The organism is Chitinophaga sedimenti (assembly GCF_023156195.1).
GTDB lineage: Bacteria > Bacteroidota > Bacteroidia > Chitinophagales > Chitinophagaceae > Chitinophaga > Chitinophaga sedimenti.
The window spans coordinates 544406-562273 of sequence record NZ_JAKUKA010000001.1; the positions used below are offsets into that span (position 1 = coordinate 544406).

General features: G+C 50.7%; 20 protein-coding genes. 12 read left to right on the forward strand and 8 right to left on the reverse strand.

What is annotated here, in order from left to right; genetic code table 11:
- The first annotated feature begins 307 nt into the window (after window positions 1–307).
- From MKQ70_RS40945 to MKQ70_RS37515, 3 genes are read left to right on the forward strand one after another with little or no spacing between them, the layout of a single operon-like run.
- Entirely contained in the window at window positions 308–1489 is a 1182-nt protein-coding gene (locus MKQ70_RS40945; RefSeq protein WP_248067943.1) for a family 43 glycosylhydrolase, read from the forward strand.
- A gap of 3 nt (window positions 1490–1492) precedes the next feature.
- Window positions 1493–1909 carry a family 43 glycosylhydrolase gene (locus tag MKQ70_RS37510; protein WP_282456188.1) on the forward strand — a complete coding sequence of 139 codons (417 nt, stop codon included), beginning with the start codon at window positions 1493–1495 and terminating at the stop codon, window positions 1907–1909.
- The gene (locus tag MKQ70_RS37515) at window positions 1906–3069 is read left to right on the forward strand and encodes a glycoside hydrolase family 43 protein (RefSeq protein ID WP_282456189.1); all 1164 of its coding nucleotides are present in this window, start codon (window positions 1906–1908) and stop codon (window positions 3067–3069) included. The genes MKQ70_RS37510 and MKQ70_RS37515 overlap by 4 nt, the downstream gene beginning before the upstream one ends.
- A 35-nt stretch (window positions 3070–3104) precedes the next feature.
- Here MKQ70_RS37515 and MKQ70_RS03225 read toward each other — a convergent pair whose 3' ends face one another.
- From MKQ70_RS03225 to MKQ70_RS03235, 3 genes are read right to left on the reverse strand one after another with little or no spacing between them, the layout of a single operon-like run.
- Complete coding sequence (locus MKQ70_RS03225) at window positions 3105–4532, reverse strand: glycoside hydrolase family 92 protein (RefSeq protein WP_248067945.1); 1428 nt, start codon at window positions 4530–4532, stop codon at window positions 3105–3107.
- Window positions 4469–5761 carry a hypothetical protein gene (locus MKQ70_RS03230; protein WP_248067948.1) on the reverse strand — a complete coding sequence of 431 codons (1293 nt, stop codon included), beginning with the start codon at window positions 5759–5761 and terminating at the stop codon, window positions 4469–4471. The genes MKQ70_RS03225 and MKQ70_RS03230 overlap by 64 nt, the downstream gene beginning before the upstream one ends.
- Window positions 5758–6228: a polysaccharide lyase family protein gene (locus tag MKQ70_RS03235; RefSeq protein ID WP_248067951.1), complete on the reverse strand. Its 471-nt coding sequence runs from the start codon at window positions 6226–6228 to the stop codon at window positions 5758–5760. The genes MKQ70_RS03230 and MKQ70_RS03235 overlap by 4 nt, the downstream gene beginning before the upstream one ends.
- 867 nt (window positions 6229–7095) lie before the next feature.
- Between MKQ70_RS03235 and MKQ70_RS03240 the strand changes: the two genes are divergently transcribed.
- Window positions 7096–7818, forward strand: a complete 723-nt coding sequence (locus tag MKQ70_RS03240; RefSeq protein ID WP_248067953.1) for a hypothetical protein — start codon at window positions 7096–7098, stop codon at window positions 7816–7818.
- Between the two features lie 92 nt (window positions 7819–7910).
- Here the strand turns inward: MKQ70_RS03240 and MKQ70_RS03245 are convergent, their stop codons facing one another.
- Both MKQ70_RS03245 and MKQ70_RS03250 read right to left on the reverse strand, forming a co-directional pair.
- Window positions 7911–8327 (reverse strand): EthD family reductase, encoded by a 417-nt coding sequence (locus MKQ70_RS03245; RefSeq protein WP_248067955.1) that lies wholly within the window; start codon window positions 8325–8327, stop codon window positions 7911–7913.
- Window positions 8328–8371: 44 nt separating this feature from the next.
- Complete coding sequence (locus MKQ70_RS03250) at window positions 8372–8836, reverse strand: Lrp/AsnC family transcriptional regulator (protein ID WP_248067957.1); 465 nt, start codon at window positions 8834–8836, stop codon at window positions 8372–8374.
- Between the two features lie 155 nt (window positions 8837–8991).
- On the opposite strand from MKQ70_RS03250, the gene MKQ70_RS03255 reads away from it, so the two are divergent.
- Window positions 8992–9303: a DMT family transporter gene (locus tag MKQ70_RS03255; protein WP_248067959.1), complete on the forward strand. Its 312-nt coding sequence runs from the start codon at window positions 8992–8994 to the stop codon at window positions 9301–9303.
- Window positions 9304–9475: 172 nt separating this feature from the next.
- Here MKQ70_RS03255 and MKQ70_RS03260 read toward each other — a convergent pair whose 3' ends face one another.
- The gene (locus MKQ70_RS03260) at window positions 9476–9676 is read right to left on the reverse strand and encodes a hypothetical protein (RefSeq protein ID WP_248067961.1); all 201 of its coding nucleotides are present in this window, start codon (window positions 9674–9676) and stop codon (window positions 9476–9478) included.
- Between the two features lie 38 nt (window positions 9677–9714).
- Here MKQ70_RS03260 and MKQ70_RS03265 point away from each other — a divergent pair, with 38 nt between their 5' ends.
- Window positions 9715–9909: a hypothetical protein gene (locus tag MKQ70_RS03265; protein ID WP_248067963.1), complete on the forward strand. Its 195-nt coding sequence runs from the start codon at window positions 9715–9717 to the stop codon at window positions 9907–9909.
- Here MKQ70_RS03265 and MKQ70_RS03270 read toward each other — a convergent pair.
- Together MKQ70_RS03270 and MKQ70_RS03275 are read right to left on the reverse strand one after the other, a co-directional pair.
- The gene (locus tag MKQ70_RS03270) at window positions 9906–10319 is read right to left on the reverse strand and encodes a sterol desaturase family protein (protein WP_248080995.1); all 414 of its coding nucleotides are present in this window, start codon (window positions 10317–10319) and stop codon (window positions 9906–9908) included. The genes MKQ70_RS03265 and MKQ70_RS03270 overlap by 4 nt on opposite strands.
- A 428-nt stretch (window positions 10320–10747) precedes the next feature.
- Window positions 10748–11245: a Crp/Fnr family transcriptional regulator gene (locus MKQ70_RS03275; RefSeq protein ID WP_248067970.1), complete on the reverse strand. Its 498-nt coding sequence runs from the start codon at window positions 11243–11245 to the stop codon at window positions 10748–10750.
- 201 nt (window positions 11246–11446) lie between these two features.
- Between MKQ70_RS03275 and MKQ70_RS03280 the strand changes: the two genes are divergently transcribed.
- The 6 genes from MKQ70_RS03280 (at window position 11447) to MKQ70_RS03305 (ending at window position 17866) form a co-directional block, all read left to right on the forward strand.
- Entirely contained in the window at window positions 11447–12034 is a 588-nt protein-coding gene (locus MKQ70_RS03280; RefSeq protein WP_248067972.1) for an RNA polymerase sigma-70 factor, read from the forward strand.
- A gap of 66 nt (window positions 12035–12100) precedes the next feature.
- Window positions 12101–13255 (forward strand): FecR family protein, encoded by a 1155-nt coding sequence (locus tag MKQ70_RS03285; RefSeq protein ID WP_248067974.1) that lies wholly within the window; start codon window positions 12101–12103, stop codon window positions 13253–13255.
- Between the two features lie 220 nt (window positions 13256–13475).
- The gene (locus tag MKQ70_RS03290; protein ID WP_248067976.1) at window positions 13476–15059 is read left to right on the forward strand and encodes a SusC/RagA family TonB-linked outer membrane protein; all 1584 of its coding nucleotides are present in this window, start codon (window positions 13476–13478) and stop codon (window positions 15057–15059) included.
- 62 nt (window positions 15060–15121) lie between these two features.
- Window positions 15122–16771 carry a SusC/RagA family TonB-linked outer membrane protein gene (locus tag MKQ70_RS03295; RefSeq protein ID WP_248067978.1) on the forward strand — a complete coding sequence of 550 codons (1650 nt, stop codon included), beginning with the start codon at window positions 15122–15124 and terminating at the stop codon, window positions 16769–16771.
- A 10-nt stretch (window positions 16772–16781) separates the two neighbouring features.
- Window positions 16782–17090, forward strand: coding sequence for a RagB/SusD family nutrient uptake outer membrane protein (locus MKQ70_RS03300; RefSeq protein ID WP_248067980.1), 309 nt, complete (start codon window positions 16782–16784; stop codon window positions 17088–17090).
- Between the two features lie 2 nt (window positions 17091–17092).
- Entirely contained in the window at window positions 17093–17866 is a 774-nt protein-coding gene (locus MKQ70_RS03305; RefSeq protein ID WP_248067992.1) for a RagB/SusD family nutrient uptake outer membrane protein, read from the forward strand.
- The last annotated feature ends 2 nt before the right edge of the window (window positions 17867–17868 follow it).

Here is a 17868-nt window from a genome sequence, read left to right on the forward strand (position 1 = left end):
TGTCGTTTTTTAACATAACAAAGTCTTATTCGTACTTTTTTAGGATGCTTACCCACCGTATTTTTAGCTGTCAACCGTTGCCCATTACATACTTCAATTCCACAAATGAAAACATGCGAAAGTGCAAACTGATAATATTACTGCTATTTTCCTGCGGCACTGTTACCGCGCAGGTCCCCAATCCATTTGGCCACGCCTTGATCCCGGATATGATTGCCGACGCGAGCATCGTGGAGTTTAACGGCACTTTTATTGCTATGCCACCACGGATGGTTACGGGCAGGGGCTTAAAACATCCGGTCCGCCGGTGGTTTGGAAGTCCAAAGACTTTGTGAACTGGACTTTCGACGGCACGTATTTTCCATCTGCTATAAAAGAACTTTACTGGGCGCCGAGCAAAGCCATTTTTAGAAACGGGCGGTACTACATTTATCCAACGGTGAACGGGTATATGTATGCCGCTGTCGCCAATAAGCCGGAAGGTCCTTTCCGGCTTGCCCGCGGGAAAGACGAATGGAAGAAGCCTTTTTCTTCGTCCACGCTTTTGCAGACCAAAGACCCGGGTGGAATCGATGCGGAGGTGTTTGTCGATGATGACGGGCAGGCCTGCCTGTTTTGGGGGCAACGCCACGCGGCAAAGCTGGGTGATGACATGATAACGGTAGATTCCACCATTCATGTTATTCCAACACCAGGAAAGGAATATTCGGAAGGGCCTATTTTCTTTAAAAGAAAAGGTATTTATTATTACCTGTATACGATTGGCGGGGATGAGAAATATCAGTATGCTTATGTGATGAGCAAGGTATCACCTTTGGGTCCATTTACGGTACCGGCTGATAATATTATTGCCACAACGGATTATCGCAAAGGTATTTTTGGCCCTGGGCATGGTTGCGTGTTTAATCCGAAAGGCAGCGATCATTATTACTTCGCATTTTTAGAGTTTGGAAGAGCGGGTACTAACCGGCAAACGTATGTGAATCAGCTGCAGTTTGCGCCGGATGGCACTATTCTGCCGGTGGACTTGTCGATGGACGGTGTAGGAGCGCTCCGGCAGGTAAAACGGAGGATGCAGCTGCTCGCCGATACGATGTATGCTTCCAGTACCGCACCGCCGCTGGAGGTGAAGCCGATGAAAGATCCATTAAATAAACGGACGGAGAACTTTGTTGCACAGTTTGCGGCCGACGGCGCAAATGGGTCTCGCTGGATGGCTGCAACCGGAGATGAAGATCGCTGGCTCGTTGCTGATTTAGGTGAAGTGCGGAAAGTGCGCGGCAGTGAGGTATATTTTGTGCGCCCAACGGCCGGGCATGCCTACATACTGGAATATTCTACCGACGCAAAGGAATGGAAAAGGTGCGGTGGGCAAAACGTACCGGTAGTAAGATCGCCACAATCCGATCGTGTTAATATCCGTGGCCGTTATTTGAGAGTGAAGATTTTAAATGGAACGCCCGGCATCTGGGAGTGGAAAATCTATTAGTATATGAAGAGGTTATTGATGATCGCCGTCCTGGTGGCAGCTGGCGGGCTAAAGGGGCATGCACAGCAGGAAGTACGATGGGGCGATTGGAAAACATGGGGTGATCAGGGAAACGGTACTTACAGGAACCCGGTTGTTCCGGCTGATTTCAGCGATATCGACTGCATCAGGGTAGGAAATGATTACTATGCCATATCCTCTACCTTCCAGTTTTCGCCGGGGATGACGATACTGCATTCCAGGGACCTGGTGAACTGGGAGATTTGCGGACATGCGATCGCGGACTTAACGCAGATCAGCCAGGAGCTGAACTGGACCAGGATGAACCGGTATGGTAAAGGTGTTTGGGCCGGAACGTTAAGGTATTACAAGGGCCGGTTTTACATCTTTTTGGTACCCCCGACGAGGGGTATTTCATGACATCCGCTCCGCAGCCGCAGGGTCCCTGGGAGCCTCTCACGCCACTCTTAGCCGAAAGTGGCTGGGACGACTGCTCCATGATATGGGACGATGACGGCCAGGCTTATTTCGTAGGAACGCATTTCGCCGATGGTTATAAGACTTATCTTTTCCGGATGCGTGCAGACGGAAAGGAAATCGACCGTGCATCTGCCGTGCTGGTAAATACAGGGAGCCACCGGGAGGCGAATAAGTTGATAAAGGTAAATGATTGGTATTACCTCGTTTTTAGTGAACATAAGCAGGAAACAGGGAGGTATGTAATGGCCAAACGGTCGCGAAAGGTAATGGGGCCGCACCTGGAAGAAAGGCAACTGGCGCTTGCCAGCCGCGAGGCCATGGAACCTAACCAGGGAGGCATCATCCGGGGGCCGGACAGCAACTGGTATTTTTTAACGCATCATGGCACAGGCGATTGGAGCGGACGCGTAATGAGCCTTTTACCTGTAACCTGGCAGGATGACTGGCCCATTATAGGGGAGGTGCTACCGGAGAAAATAGGCACAATGGCCTGGACCGGAAAGATGCCAGCTACCGGTGGAAAAAAGCTGTCCATTAAAAAGACCGACTACTTCGCCGGCACATCTTTATCCCCGCAATGGCAATGGAATTATCAACCGCGAAAAGACAAGTACTCGTTCACCGCACGGCGATGGTTGCGCCTGGAAGCCTTTGCCCCACTAAAACCCGACGATTTAATGCAGGCCGGTAATACTTTAACACAACGGGTGTTCAGGAAAGCGCAAAACGAGGTGGTGATCCAAATGGACATTAGCAATATGGCCGACGGACAGAAAGCCGGGCTTTGTCATTTTTCTTCACAACATGCGGCCCTCGGTGTGGTGAAAAGCGGCCCGTTTACCTATCTGGAATACAGGGAAAATGGCAAGGTAGTACGCGGGGATATCATCAGGCGTAAAACGATCTGGTTGCGCGCTGTTTGGGGACTGGACGGCAAGTCCGGGAGCTACTACAGCCTGAACGGGCGTAAATATATCCCCTTCGGCGATGTCTATCAAATGGTATGGGGTAATTACCGGGGCGACCGTATCGGCATCTACAGCTTCAATGACAAAGGCGACGGCGGATGGGTGGATGTTGATTATGTCGAATATCGTTAAAGGTACCGCGCGGGTCATGACCCCGCGCGGTACCTTTATTCGATGCCCCATTTTTTATTAGGCGTATTACCCATCTCCAGTGTTAACTGTCCGCCCTTCAGCAATTCGCTCGCGGGAAACCTGAACGACTGCAGCGGCTTACCATTCAGCGTAGCCCGTTGTATATACTTATTGATTTTAGATACATTTTTTGCAGTGATGACGAACTGTTTACCCCGGCCATATTGTTCGCCAAGATCAATGGTGACTTTCGGGAACAGCGGACTGGCAATCTCATACACTGGTTCCGTGCTGCAACCACCATCTGTCTGGAACAGTCCCAGCGCCGCCATGATGAACCAGGCGCTCATTTGTCCCTGGTCTTCATCGCCGAGGTAGGCGTTTGCCTGTCCCGCGCCATAGTATCGGTCCATGATCGCGCGGCTCCATTGCTGCGTCAGCCATGGCCGTTTTACCCAGTTGAACAGGAAAGCGAAGTGCATGGATTGCTGGTTGCCCTGTATCACGGGATAGTCCCAGTACTGATCGCCGGGGGCGTTGTAGCGGAGTTTATCACTTTCGGTAAAGCCCCAGGAGAGCCGTTCGATGAAGCGTTTTTCGCCAATCTCGTGCGCCAGTGCCGGTATATCCTGAGGGACGAAGTAGGTAAGCTGCCAGGCGTTGCCTTCTACATAATGTTCATTGGCGCCCGATTTAAACGGATCGAACCCCGGCATCCAGCTGCCGTCGGATTTCCGCAGCCGGGCGTAACCGGTGGCGGTGTCAATGGCGTTGCGCCAGTAGTTGCCGCGTGCTGTGAATAGTTTTTCATCATCGTGTTTGCCGAGTGCTTTCGCCATCTGGGATACCGTCCAGTCGTCGTATGCATATTCCAGCGTGTTGGAGAAGCGGCCTTTATCGTATGGTACGTATTTGTGTTCGAGGTAAGTAACGAGATCGCGGTTGCCGGCATAACCCAATCCCACTTTGGAGGGTGGGGTGGTTTGCATCTTTTTCATGGCGGCAAATGCTTTTTGTGCGTCAAAGTCGCGTATCCCCATTTGGTAGGCGCTCACGATGAGTGGAATTTCATGTTCCGCCACCATCACCGGTACGTAGTTCATACCGGCAGGTCCCTTTGCCAGCCAGCCGTTCGCGTCGTACATGGCGAGTTGCGATTTTACCCATCGCGATGACCATTCCGGTGTTACCAGGTTCCAGAACTGGTTGAGGTTCCAGAAGGTGTTCCAGAAAGCATCGCAACCCAGGGCGACGGCTTTGGGATCTTTCAGTTGCTGCACCTGCTGAAAGGCGTCTACCCATCGGCCATCCACATCGCTCCAGGTATTACGGCTGGCGAGAGCGCGGTACATATTGCTGTAGAAACGCACTTTCTCCATGCGGTCGGTGGTTTCGATCTTCAGGCGGCCGAGCAGGGTATTCCGGTGTCCATCTGCGCCTGTTTTACGTCGTCGAAGCTCCATGCGTAAGGGCGAGTGATTTCCTGTTCGAGATTCATGGCCGCGTTTTCCAGGCTCACCAGCGAGATGCCGGTACGCACCTGCACCACGGGGTTGTCCCTGGTGTCGAATTCCACGAACGCGCCCGCGTCTTTAAGCGGGCCGGAGGAAATGATGTCTTTATCGCTGATGTCGTCGTTTTTCCAGGTGCCGAACTTCCTGACCGGCTGGTCGAATTCCATCACGAAGTGCACTTTGTAATCCTGGTTCACATCGCCCGACCAGGCGTTGGCGGTGAACTGGCGGCTGACGCCTTCGATGCGGGTATCGCTTACTTTGCGGAGTGTTACATCTTTCAGGTCATAACGATATTCTGCAGGGATCTGCAGATCGATCATGATCCGGGAGTCGGTCGCCCTGGGATAAGTGTAGCGTTGAAAACTGCAGCGCGTAGTGGCCGTTAGTTCCGCTTTTATATTGTAATCCTTGAGCACTACTTCGTAGACGCCTAAAGGTGCTTTTTCTGTTGATTTATCAATTTGGGAGCGATAGCCTTCGCCTTCGCTCCGTTGTCCGCCGCCTTTTATTTTGAGGGGGCCATTTACGGGGAGGGTGCCTACACCCGCCATCGTCCATTCGTGGATGTGGCTGAAGGTGCCCACACTTTCGTAGATGGGGTCGTAACCTGCCTGCCAGCCGGCATCCCGGTTATCGGGACTCAGTTTCACCATACTGAACGGCATCCGGGGCCCGGGGGCGATCATCCAGCGGGAGTGGGCGACGCCCATTTTGGTATCCACATAACCGGCGGGTGTTTGCAACTTTTGCGGAGCGCGATCTACTTTGCCTGCCTGTAACAATTTGCCATCCGCATACACTTCGTAGTGGCTTTGTGTGGCGGTCTTTACGGCGGGCATGGGCGCTTCGAACCAGTAGCCGGCTGTATCGAGGCGCTGGCTGAATATATTGTTGCCGTCCAACTTTACCTGCAACAGCGGCTTGCCTTTCAGGTGTGCAACGTGCACGAGCAGCGGTTGTTTGTTTCCTTCCAGTTCGTACGCGGCCGGGGCCACGCTTCTCACGAATACCTTATCCGGACGGTTGAGTTTTACGCCAGCCGGGCCGGTGAGCTTCACCTGGTCAAATACGAGCCAGCTGCCCTCGAGGATGGTAAGAGATATTTCATTGCCGCCTTGTTGTAAAACGCTTTTATTAACCGGGATATCGATGCGGTACTCCATTGCCCCGGTCATATCGCCGGTGATGGTATTTTCCGTTGATTTTGCTGGTAACTTTTCCAGGTATGCTGCCCCGTTAATGGTGATTTTAAGCCATGGGGTGAAACATGCTGGTAGCCCAGCAGGTCGATAACCAGGTGGTAGTCGCCGGCGGGTGGAGTGGCTTCGAGCCCGAAGAGGATATTGGCATGATGGGTGCGGATGCCGGCGGTTGGACTGGTGCCGCCCCAGGCGTCTTTCGGGCCGGGGAGTACGTAAGGCCAGTCGTTTTGAGGAGTGGAGTGGTTGATGAGGAAGAAACGGTCTTCCCATCCGAAATCCTTTGGCAGAAAGTCTTTGTAGCTGTTAGGCGCCAGGGCCATGCCCTTACTGCTATTGTCGTTCCGGCCTATTTCCCAGATGGTGGTTTGGGCATGGACAGGCAGCAGCGTGAGCAGGGGGATGCCGGTAAAGAGCAGGCGGAATATGCGGGTGATTTGCATGACGGGTGTAATTATGGTCGAGGGGGAAATTACACAATATGTTCATACATTCAAACAAAAGGTCTGCCGGATGGTGAAGGGCGTATGATTATGTTTCCTAATTGCTATCTTCCATCTCTGAACGAAACCATGCTTGTTGAGCACAGCACCACCCATAAAATGGGTGGCTGTATGGATCCTATATGCATCCTATATGCTCGTTCGCTGAAACCCGCGCTGGGCAAGAGGGGGATATAGGATGCATATAGGATCCATATAGGATCTTCGGACGCTGCTGATTTCCATCTCCCCCGTACATTCGTTTAATCCTGCCAGTTATCCCCCGCGGCATCCAGTTGTACCTATACCTGTTTAGCATTTTAGCGGGGCATCACTTTTTAGCTACTTTTACTTCCCGGAAACAGCAGCTCCGCGAAATATTTTAATCATCGGCTATAGTTACTCACCTATACCGTTGATTACCCCAGGTATCCGCCCGTGAGCGCTTCTACTAATTGCAGCTAATAGAACTTTTCAAATTGCGGACAATGTCCGCAGCGAGTCTGTATGCACCCAAATGCGAATCAACAACAATCATAAAACGAAATCTACTATGAAAAATTTATCACATGTAACGATGTGTGTTTTTGTTATGTTCCTCATAGTTTCCGGCTGTAAAAAGGGCGATCAGGGACCGGCAGGGCCACAGGGCGAACAAGGCGTAGCGGGCCCGCAAGGTGTGGCGGGACCTGCAGGCAGCAGGATTTATAGCGGGAGCGGTCCGGCGGCAGCCAATCTGGGTGTTGCGGGGGATTTTTACCGGATATTGTTACTACTAACTTCTATGGACCTAAGACTGCGAATGGCTGGGGTACACCCGTTTCGCTCATGGGCGCCACCGGCGCACCCGGTGCTACGGGTGCTACGGGCGCTACGGGTGCTACAGGCGCTACCGGCGCCACTGGCGCTACTGGTGCAGCGGGCAGTAAGATCATTAGCGGTTCCGGTCTTCCCAATCCTTCGATAGGAAACGACGGCGATTATTACCTCGATAAAACCACCTATAGCCTTTTCGGACCCAAAGTAGCCGGCACATGGGATGTAGGCTTTTCACTGCGCGGACCCGCAGGTCCACAAGGAGCAACAGGTGCCACGGGTGCCACAGGTGCAACGGGTGCAACAGGGGCACAAGGTCCGGCAGGCACTGCCAACGTCATCTATTCTGCCTGGAAATTTGCCGTGGGGTTCAGTGACTCAACGGTCGATAATTCTTCCGTGAGAGTAGCGTATGTGCCGGCGCCGAGTCTCAGCTCAACGATACTCAACTCAGGCACGATCCTCGTATACTTTACCTTCGGCTCCGGCAACTTCGTGTTGCCCTATACCAGTAATGCGGGAGGCAAAGTAAATACCATCGCATATGTACCGATGTTGAATAAAATACTGATCACGCGTTTTACGCATGATAACAGCAACTCGATTAACCTGAGTACTACACTGCAATACCGTTATATTCTCATCCCCGGTGGCGTGAGCGGTAGCAGGCAGGCTGGTCTTCCCGACTACAATGACTACGAGGCTGTATGTAAGTACTACAATCTTCCTCGATAGTTTCTTTGGGAGTGTTATAATGTCGAAAATGGCTGTCCCGGAAAAGACAGCCATTTTTCGTGCGGTTACCGCCAATGCCCGCCTTCGTTTATTTATCTGATGACTTCCGTTACCACGACAGTAGGAAGTACATTGGTATATTTGGGAAAGTCTTCACGGATCGCCGGTAAATTAGGCGCGATCGCTGCATTGTATTCACTTAAATTTTTCACGTAAAAGGTGCCAACAGCCATGTAAAGTAAAGGCTGGCCGGGATTGCCGCTGGGAATGCCTTTATCGATCGTATACTTCACAAGGTTAGATCCCAAATACCCTGCCACCATCGGCATATGTTTCGCCTCATAGTATTCCATATTAAAGGTTTTGCCTTCAGCATAAGGATACAGGATGGAGATTTTAATTAATCCCTTATCGCTGGCGGCTGGGGCGGCAGGGGACAGTTTTGCCTGGCCAAACGCGGTAAAACAGGCGGTTAAAAGCAACAATGATAAAGCATATTTCAGTTTCATGTGTGGATGTTTTTAGCGTGTAGATTAAATATAAAGGATTAAACCTAAATCGGCAAGGCGGTGGACTGCTTGATGTAATTCATCACGAACGAACTCTGTATTTTACTGATATTCGGTATGGCAGACAGCTTCCGCGCTATGAAGTCGTGAAACGCTTCCGGGTCTTTTACCATTACCTTCAGCACATAGTCAACAATCCCGCTGGTGATGTAGGCTTCCACCACCTCGGGTAAGGCCGATACTTCCCGGGAAAATGCTTCTACGTATTCGATGCCCTGCTGCAAGTTAAGCGATACGTTCACGATCACGGTAAAGGACAGTCCTACTTTCTTAGCATCAAGCAACGCCACATACCCCCGGATATACCCCTCATTTTCCAGCCGTTTGATCCGGTCGTATATCGACGTACGCGACATATTCAGTTTTTCCGTGAGTTCGTTGATATCATATTTTGAGTTCCGCTGCAGGATTTTTAATAGTGCTACCTCTTGCGCGTCCAATGCTTCCATGGATTTTTTCCGGTAAAGGTATCGACTTTATCGTTTTTCTGTACTGATACCGGTAGATTGGCAAAATTGCTGTTTTTTGTACATAATATTTCAGCAATGGCGGACTATTGTCGGGTCTATTCTAATTTTGGCGGGACAAAACACAGGATTGGAATATGAAGCACGTGCTGATGGTAGCTTTTGGAGCGTTGAGCTTCGGAATGTTATCTTCTTTTGCGAAGATTGCCTATGGGCAAGGATATACGGCCGGTGAAATCACCTTCACGCAATCAGCTATAGGAGCGCTGGTATTTTGGACGCTCGTACTGGTACGGAGCGCCCGGAACGACGGCTTTAAGCTATCCCGGAACCGGCACCTGCTTTTCGCCGGGTTGTGCATGGGGACTTCCGCCTATACGTATTACCTGTCGGTGGCGTACATTCCTGCTTCTCTCGCTATTGTATTGCTAATGCAGATGACCGGATGAGCATGTTGATGGAGTGGCTGGTGTTTAAAATAAAACCTTCGAAACCTGCAGTCACCGCGGCCGCGTTGATCCTGGTCGGAACGGTATTCGCCGGCGGACTTGCGGGTGACCAGCTTCGTTTTTCCTGGACAGGGATTATACTGGCTTTACTATCCGCCCTGTTATACAGCGCCTATGTCGGCTTTACCAGTAAGCTGGATAAAGATATGCCGGTGTTAGGGAAGAGCGCGATCATCACAACAGGGTCGGCTATCGTGATATTGATGATCAACTTAAAATCGATGACGACCAGTACACACCTCGACCCAGGCTTACTGCAATGGGGCAGCTTTCTCGCGTTGTTCGGGACGATCATACCGCCGATGTGCTTCACGGCCGGTATGCCCCGGGATCGGCGCCGGATTGAGTGCTGTGCTGCTGACACTGGAACTGCCCGCGGCGGTGTTTTGTGCGCATGTTATTCTTGGGGAAGATATTACGGCCCTGCAGATAGTGGGAGTAGTACTGATGCTGGGCGCCATCATTTATATGAACCTGGCGAAGAGCGGCATACCAAAGTTCAGGTTGATGGGCAAACTGTCCCATCAACCTGGACGAAAGTTTTAGGCGGCCAGTTTTTTCCGGCCGAACCGCTGCTCCTGTATGCGATCATACTCTTTCACATAATCCGGGTTCTCCGTTTTCATCAGTTTATCCCACCAGCGGAAATACAGGCTGTAATTGCCTTTGAATTTACTGTGATGAAGATTGTGGTAAACAGATGTGTTAATGATTTCAAAGAGAAAAGAATTCCGCAGGCCCTTTGGCATGATCTCGTAACCGAGGTGGCCATATACATTGATAATTAAACTTACCACGGTAAACAGCAACAGCACATCTTCATATATTGGCATTACAAACGCCAGTACCACCAGGATGCCACCTTCCGGGATGGCCTCCAGGATGTGGAACGAGTAGGAGGCCCAGGGCGACGGATTGACTGACTGGTGGTGTACTTTGTGCGTGAAGCGAAACAGTTTTTATGGTGCAGCAGGCGGTGCATCCAGTAAAAATAGGTATCGTGTATGACCAGGCTTACCAGCAGGCTGACAGGCATCCACCACAGGGGAAATTCATGTATGTCGGAGTATATTAACGTGTAGGATTTTAACGGGGTAAACAGCAATGCGACGGCGATAATGGTGAATACCAGGCTGGAAGAGCCCGAGTACAGGATTTCGCGGAAGAAATCTTTTCTCGTCGCCTGCCTGTGCTGGATTTTGTACTTCGAAGTGGCCTTCGCCATCAATATATAGAAAAAGAGGAAAGGAATGCCCGCCAGTATAATATACCTGATAAGCGTAATGCCGAATATAGCCGCCAGCGGGGTGGTCAATTGTTCCATACGTTGAATTTTGAAACAAAAATAGACCGGCTGCCTGGGAGCGGCGTTAACAAAAGATAATTAACGCGGATGTTTCCCGGCAATTCTTTTCCGTATACGGCTCAACGATACGGGCGTGATGCCCAGGAGTGTGGCCAGGTGCTTGTCTGACACCCGCTGCAGCAGATCGGGCTTGTCTTTGATAAGTTGCAGGTACCGTTCTTCGGGGGTGAGGAGTACGAACGATTCGATGCGTTCCAGCGATTGCGCCAGCATATCGAGCACGAAGTGGTACCGGGCCTTTTCAAATTCCGGTTTGGTTTCCAGCAGTTGTTGAATGAGGTCGTAGTTCACTTCCAGTAACGTGGTTTTTTCCAGCGCATGGTAGGTGAAGCGCGACGGGCGTTGCATCAGGATGCTGTCGTACGAGGCAACGATCTGTTCCTCCCACCTCAGTAATACCGTGGTTTCCATCCCCTTTTCGTTCACGTGATAAGAACGGATCAGGCCTTCTTTGATATAAGCCAGCCGCGGACTGCTTTCGCCTTCCCGGAAGTAGATATCGCCGGGTTCCAGCACTTTTCCTGCGTGGCCTGTATTACCTTGAACAGGTCATCGGGCGCGATTCCTTTAAAGAGTGTCAGGTAGAAAGTTGTTTTATCTGTATCGGGCATCTGTCGTATTTTTATTCCGAAGTGGTGAAAATAGGATAATTCAATTCGATTTTGATAGCTTGATTTTTTAATTATTTTTACGGTCAACCAAAAATCAGGTGCGGTATTGTCGCAGGAATCTTCTTATAACGAGCAGCAGCTTTTGCGGGGATTGATATCGGGAGATATGTCTCATTACTCTTATGTATTTAAGGAGTATTATAGTGCGCTTTGCCTTTACGCCACGAGAATTATTGGTGAACCCGGCCACGCGGAAGACATTGTACAGGATGTTTTCGAGAAACTGTGGCAAAAGCGTTCTTCCTTCGAAAACCTGCGCCACCTGAAGGATTTCCTGTACAAAGCTACCCGTAACGCATCGCTCAATTTTTTGAAGGGTACCCAGCACAGCATGGAGCGGCAGGCCGCATTTCTGTATGAACAGGAAGGTGCGGCAGCCGGCGACGATCTTGATATCATCCGCATGGAAGTATTTCGCGCTATTTACCGGGAGATCGATAATTTGCCCGAGCAGTGCGGTAAGATCGTGCGTATGAGTTATATAGATGGGATGAAGAACGAGCAGATCGCGGAGGCCCTTTCCATCTCCCTCCAGACCGTTAAGAACCAGAAAACCAGGGGCATGAAACTGCTGCGGATGCGCGTGTCGCCAGTGGTATTTGCCTTGTTTTCGCTGTTTTCGCACCATTCCTGAAAAATATTTTCCATTCTTTTAGTACGATAGGATAAGTGCGTTGTAATAATAGAAACGACACGCTACATGACGCCTTTTCCGAACGATCCTTTTGCTATTGCATCGCTTATTTCCCGGTCGAGGGCAGGGGAGCTGCTGCCTGGCGAGCAGGCGGCGCTGGATGCCTGGATGGCGGCGGACGAAGCGCACCGGCAATTGTGGGAGGAACTGAACGATGAGGCCGTGCAACAACAACACGTGCAGGCCATGGCGCAATTCGACGAAACAGCAGCGCTGGAACGGTTTCTTGCCGATAAACCTGTACGTAAGGTGCGGACCCTGCATCCCTGGCGTTGGGCGGCAGCTGTTTTGGTATTAGCACTGGGCGTGTCTTCCTATTTTATCTTCGTTCATCAAAAACCAACCATTAATATAGCCGTTGCGCAGGATATTCCTCCCGGTAAAAACGGCGCTATCCTTACCCTCTCCGATGGCAGCCAGCTGGTGTTAGACAGCATGGCCGACGGCACCATCGCCACCCAGAGCGGAACGGCGGTATCCCTGAATAATAACGAACTGGTATACGATGCCACGGCCGCCACAGGCGAGCCGGCCAGGAATACCATCACCACTCCTAAAGGACGGCAGTACCACGTGACACTCCCCGACGGTACGGAAGTATGGCTCAATGCGGCTTCCTCCATCGACTACCCGGTGGCATTTAAAGGCACGGAGCGCCGGGTAAAGATTACCGGCGAGGTGTTTTTCGATGTGACCAACCGCAGCTGGCAGCCTTTCGTGGTGGAAACGGACAAAATGAAACTGGAAGTATTGGGAACTTCTTTTAACATCAATGCTTACGGGAATGAACAAGCAATGCAAACGACCCTGTTGACGGGCGCCGTAAAGGTAACGCCGGTAAACAGCCGCCCTAAAGTGCTGGTACCCGGACAAACCGCTGTGCTGACGGATGCTGCATTTACGGTGATGGAAACGATCGATCCCGCCAAGGTAACTGCCTGGAAAAACGGCCTCTTTAATTTCGATGGCCTCGATTTATATAGCGTAATGCGACAACTGGAGCGGTGGTACAACATTGAGGTACACTACACCGGCCAACCTGAAAATGTGATCTTCAAAGGGAAAATGCACCGGGATACCAACCTGTCCGATGTATTGAAAGTACTGGAAACGATGGATGTGAAATTCGAGCTGAAAGGAAATGATCTATATGTGAAATAAAGACTGTATCAGACTTTGCTAAAAAACGAAACCGGAAGTGCTTGCGACACTCCCGGCGGATGTTCAAGTAAAGTAATAACCAAAATCAGGATAGAGGTTGCCTATTGTTCACTTAAACACGTCGTTCCCCGTGAAGGGACGACTATGCTGCAAATTTATGCAAAGTATTATTAATTGCATGCGGTCCCGGTATCGCAGCTCAACCAAATCGCTGTTAGTCATGAAGCTAACATTTTTCCTCCTTACCGTAGCCCTGCTGCAGGTGTCAGCAAAGGGTCTTTCACAAAGCATTCACTTCAACGGCAAAAATGTTTCACTGGAAAAGGTGTTCGCCGCCGTGGAATCACAAACGGATTATGTTTTCCTGTACAAAGCCGCCGCATTATCGTCCGCGAAGCCGGTCACGATCAATGCCGGTGGTATTGGCCTGGAGGCATTTCTGGACAAGGTGTTTGCGCAGCAGTCGCTCACCTACAAAATTATCGATAAGAACATCCCGGTATCCGTGAAGGATGCGCTGCCGGTTGTAGTGCCGGCCGACACGCTGAGCCCCCGTGGCGAAACCATTAACGTGCACGTATATACCGGCTTATACAATCCCCTGGTAAGCGCCACCGTCAGCAATCTCACCACACAAAAGCATTACCTGACAGCCGGCGACGGCAATACGAAGGTGGTAGCTGGTCTTGGGGATCAGCTCCGCGTCAGCTTTATCGGTTATGTAGACCATAAGGTTTCCGTAACAGCACAAATGCTGGAACTGCATCACTACAGTGCGGAACTCGTATTGTCGCAGAATAAACTGGATGAGGTGCAGGTCACCGTGCTGGGTACCACGAATAAAAGAATAGGCACCGCCAACATTGCTACGGTAAAAGCCGCAGATATAGAGAAGAACCCCACAGGTAACGTAATGGACGTACTGGTAGGCCGTATTCCCGGTCTTCGTATCAGCTCCTCCGCTAATACTGCCGGGTCCAGGAAAGTAGAGCTGCGCGGCCGGAACGTGCTCAATCAAAGTATGTTTACGGATCCGCTGTATGTGGTCGACGGTTTGCCCATCGCCACTTTATCCGTGAATCCGGGAGCAGGGTCTACGCCGGTACCCGGTGGTTACTCCTTGTCTGAGCACCCGCTATATATGATCAATCCGCTGGACATCGAAAGCGTAGATGTATTGAAAGATGCCGATGCTACCGCATTGTATGGTTCCCGCGGCGCCAACGGGGTAATCATGGTTACCACCAAACGGGGAAAGCCCGGTCCAACCAGGTTTAATTTTAATTACTCAAAGATATTTTCCGGCGTACAACGCTACATGGATTTCATGAACACGGAGCAGTATCTCGCGGTAAGGAGGGAAGCGTTCCTGAACGATGCCGCGCTGCCCACCCGCGATAATGCGCCTGACCTTACTATCTGGGACCAGAAGGCTTACACCGACTGGCAGAAGGCTTTCTTCAAAAATGCGCAGTCCGATGATGTGCAGTTGAGCGTGGAAGGCGGCATGCTGCAAAATACTTACAGGGTGAGCGTGGGATACACGTCTACCACCGAAATGTACAACCAGGGCAGGGGTAACAAACGGTTGACGGTAGGTTTATCTTTTAACCACCGTAGTCCCGATGGCAAGCTCGCGGTGGAACTGTCTTCCAATAGTTCCTATGCGGACAACGAAACCGCGGCGACGATGGACTTCTTTTCGCTGCCCCCAACGCACCCTGGATTTACGATGAGAAGGGCCAGTTTAACTTTGAGCCCTACCGCACCCAGATCAGTTCTAATTACCCGTTCAAGGATATAAAGAGCTGGGGCGAGAACCACACGTTAAGAAATCAGACAAGTGTCGGGTTTACTTATGAATTGATGAAAGACCTGACCGCAGGCGTGCGCGTGAACGGAGAATTCTTTTATAACAAGAACGGCAACTACTTGCCGAAGGCCGGTAAGGATCCCTTGTTTTATGCGATGAGTATGGCTATTTACGGTACGGGAAGTGGCAAAAGTCTGCTGGTACAACCGAAAATCAACTATGTAAAACTGTTTGGCGGCGCCCGGGTAAGCGCTTCGCTTGCGGCGGATTACAGCTACAGCGATCAGGATAATACCATGATCCTGGCGCTCATGTTTGCGAACGATAACCTGATCAGGAGCTATTCCAATGCCCAGTTGGTACAGAATACGAATAATCTTGCGCAGCTGAAGATGGCGTCCGTGTTGGCGACCGTGTCATTTGACTGGCAGCGAAAATATATAGTGAACCTGAATGGCAGGAGAGACGGCTCTTCGCGGTTTGGTGAGGGCACGCGTTACGGCAACTTCGGTTCTGCGGGCGCTTCATGGATTATATCTAACGAAGATTGGTTCAAAGGCGCCAATATTGATTGGCTTTCTTTTGCGCAACTCAGGTCAAGTTACGGGGTAATGGGCAATGCCAACGTTGGCGATTACCAGTACCTCTCGCGCTGGTCGAATGTGTCGGTGGGCGGCCTGGATAAATTGCAGGACTATGACGATCAGTCCATCTACACCTTAATACAGCCCGTAAACCAGCAATATAGCTGGTCCAGCGCCAGCAAATTTGAGGTGGGCGCACGTGTTGGCTTATTCAGCAGCAAGCTGAATATGGAAGGTAATTTCTACATCAACAAAGATGGAAAGCAGCTGACAGACATTACCACACCTGTATTTACGGGGTTTCCTTCCGTGACGGGCAACTGGCCGGCGGTGATCCGGAACAAAGGTGTAGAGCTGATAATGGATGCAACGATCCTCAATTCACCTGCCTGGGGGCTGTCTGCCCGTTTCCAGATCAGCAGGAACAAAAACACGCTGGTAGCGTTCGAGGGGCTTGAAGACTCTCCATACAGGGATATGTACAGGATTGGCGCATCCGTAACGTCCAAAGCGTTCCTGCACTACATAGGCATTAACCCTTTAACGGGCAGGCCGGCTTTTGAGGATTATAATGGAGATGGCAGCGCCCCGGCGAATGCGGGTGGCGTGAATTACCCGGACCTCGGGCTGAATGACCAGTACAAGATGATAGACCTTAACCCGAAATACTTCGGTGGATTAGGGTTCCGGGTAGATTTTAAAAGAGTGTTGTCGCTGGATGCACAGTTCAGCTTTGAAAACGCGCTGGTGGCAGACGAACTGAATAACACAGGATATGGCGGACTGACCAACATGATCCTGTACGACGATATCCAGAACAGGCACTGGAAACAACCGGGCGATAAGGCGCTGTATTCCAAATACTCTACCATCAATAACGGCGGCGTATTCGGGTCGGATGCTTACTATGCTAAAGGCGCCTATGTGAGCCTGGATAACCTGAGCTTATCCTACCTGCTGCCCGCTGCCTGGATCAAACGGATCGGGATGAAACAGGGGGCGTTCGGGATCAATTCTTCCAAAATTTTCAAACTCACGCAATACCGGTTAAACGATATAGAACTGGGCAGAGTGCCACAGATCCGGAGAATTGCCGCCAACCTTAGATTTAGTTTCTAAAATCAAACGCATGAAAAAATACATTTTCTATATAGCCGTAACGGGTGCTGCAGTACTGGCAACGGGTTGCGACAAAATGCTGGACATCAAGGACCCGGTGAATTCTATCACCACCAACCAGGTTTTTCAAAGTGATGAGCAGGCTGCAGGTGCGCTGAATGGTCTTTATTCCTACCTGATTAATGGAGGCTCAGAGGAAGTGGTCAGCGGGCTCACGGGGTCGGACGTGTTCAGTGCGGGGGAATTACCCTTGCTGCCGGTCACTCCGCGGATGAATTGTACCATCCGTCGCTTAATGGTCAGTACCAGTATTACGTAGAAATGACAGCTAAAATAACGCTCGTCAATACCGGTTTTTCTGTTAAAATGTGGAAGACCGCCTTCAAGAGCATCTTCAACGCCAATGCCGTGATCGAAGGTGTAAAAAGCTCCCCTTCCAAAGAGCTGACGGAGGCATTCAGAAAACAGGCTTTGGGCGAAGCGCTCGCGGTAAGAGCCATGGGCTTCTTCTATCTCGTTAACCTGTTTGAAAAGGTGCCACTGGCGTTATCTATTGATTTTAATAATACACAGAACCTCCCTTCCGCCAATCCAGCCGACGTGTATAAACAAATTATCGATGACCTCGAGGAAGCCTCCGGTTATCTTCCCGAAGTATACGAAGGTAACAACGCAGAGCGCATCCGCATTAACAAATGGTTCGTAAAGGCAATGCTCGCAAGGGTGTACCTGTATACAAAAAATTATGAACAGGCTTTCCGCAATGCAGACGACGTTATCAGTAAAACAGCGCTGTTCCAGCTGGAGCCATTGAGTAATGTGTTTCGCTTTGATAGCCGTGAGGTGATTTTCCAGTTAAAACAGCCCAATATTTCCTTCGTGAGAGGAAACGCCACCCCGGAAGGGTATTCCATGGCGGGCAAGTATCTTACGCCGCAGCTGGTGAATGCATTTGAAACAGGTGATAACCGCAAGACCGCCGGACCTACACGGTCGCCGGATCATCCTCGGTGCCGGCGGGTTTGTCTCCCGCGAAGTACAAGATCAACCCGACCAACTTCACGGTGGATGGTTTTAGATCGGAGTACTATGTAGTG